This is a genomic window from Pseudomonas guariconensis, from assembly GCF_024127895.1.
GTDB classification, from domain to species: Bacteria; Pseudomonadota; Gammaproteobacteria; order Pseudomonadales; family Pseudomonadaceae; genus Aquipseudomonas; species Aquipseudomonas guariconensis_B.
On sequence record NZ_JAMYBK010000063.1, the window covers coordinates 1 to 1,444 of the forward strand.

The following is a 1,444-nucleotide window of genomic DNA, read 5'->3' on the forward strand; positions in this document are numbered from 1 at the left end:
TCCTCCTGCCCCAGCTCATCCTCGAAGCGCAGTTCATTGAACCCCTTGCCCTTGTGGGTCTGGCTCTTGATCGTCATGCGCGTCTTGTGCTTGGGCAGTTCGTAGGGCGGTAGCTGGTTGCCGCAATAGGTGCGCCCGATGATCATCGGTTGGTCGGGGTCGGCGTTGACGTACTGGACGATCACCTCTTGCCCGATGCGCGGGATGGCCATCGAGCCCCAGCTACCCCCGGCCCAGGCTTGCGACACCCGCACCCAGCAGGAGCTGAACTCGTTGTCCTTGCTTTCCCGGTCCCAGGGGAAGCTGACCTTGACCCGGCCCCACTCATCGCAATAGATCTCTTCACCGGGCGGGCCGACCACGGTGGCCATGTGCGGGCCGTCGATGCGCGGCTTGGGCTGGGGCTCGGGGCGCCACTCGGCCATGCCGGGAACCAGCACCGCGCTCTGCTCGTAGCGTGTGCCCTGATGGGCACCGGCCGCTTCTTCCTCGAGGCTGGTGAGTTGGGAACCCTCATGGGTGACGCGGATCACCCGCCAGTGCGCGTTGAGGTCTTCGCGCGGGTGGCCGACGAGGTTGAAGCTCAGGCCCGGTTGCAGGCGCGCGTCGTCGCCCTTGACGTCGGCGATACGGGCGTCATGGCGCAGGGCCGTGAGGCGGGTTTCGGTGAAGGGCTTGCCGACCGCATCGCGCTTGTAGCGGCCGGGGTAGTCGAAGCGTTCATACGCCAGCGCCGGGTGAACGACCTCAGGGGCGTTCGCGGCATGTTCCTGGCGGTAGCCAGGGTTGGTGAAGGTGTAGTCGCGCTGCACCTGGCGTGTGCTGCGCACCTGTTCGCTGTAGCGCAGGCGTCGCAGGCAGGGCCTGGGTTGGTCGCCGCCGCTGTTGGCCAGGTACAGCACGGTGTGGGGAGCGGTGGGTTCATCGTCCTCGAAGAAGCCGTCATCCTCGTCGTCGTGCTCGCGGGCCCCTCGGCTGATCAGCCCCAGCGACAGCAGCCGGTCGGTGATGAGCAGCTTGTGCTGCTTGGCACTGTGCTCGAAGCGGTAGACGAAGCCTTCCTCGGCGGCCAGGCGGGTGATGAACTCGAGGTCGGTCTCGCCGGCCTGGACGCAGAACTCGCGAACCTGGTGCTCGAAGCTGGTGCCCAGCTCGAACTGGGTGATGCCCTGGCGCTTGAGCATCAGTTCGAGGATCTGTGGGACGCTCTTTTGCTGGAAGATGCGCCAGTTCGAGCGCAGGCTGGCGCGGGCCAGCTGGGGTTCGACGAGGGCGTGGTAGTAGGTGCGGTGGAAACCGCTCTCGCCCTGGCTGAAGCTGCTGACCAGGCCGTGCACGTAGCGCAACGGGCGTTCGCCGCGCCAGAGGGTGAACAGGACGGGTTTGTCGAGCAGTTCGCCGAAGGCGACATCGTCGTCGAAGCTGACCAGCTCCAGGTGCAACG

Annotated in this window: 1 protein-coding gene; it reads right to left on the reverse strand. The window is 66.3% G+C overall.

Translation table 11 applies throughout. The annotated features are described in order from the left end of the window. The coding region (locus NJF35_RS24545) for a type VI secretion system Vgr family protein (RefSeq protein ID WP_253091616.1) at positions 1 to 1,444 on the reverse strand (1,444 nt) is incomplete at both ends.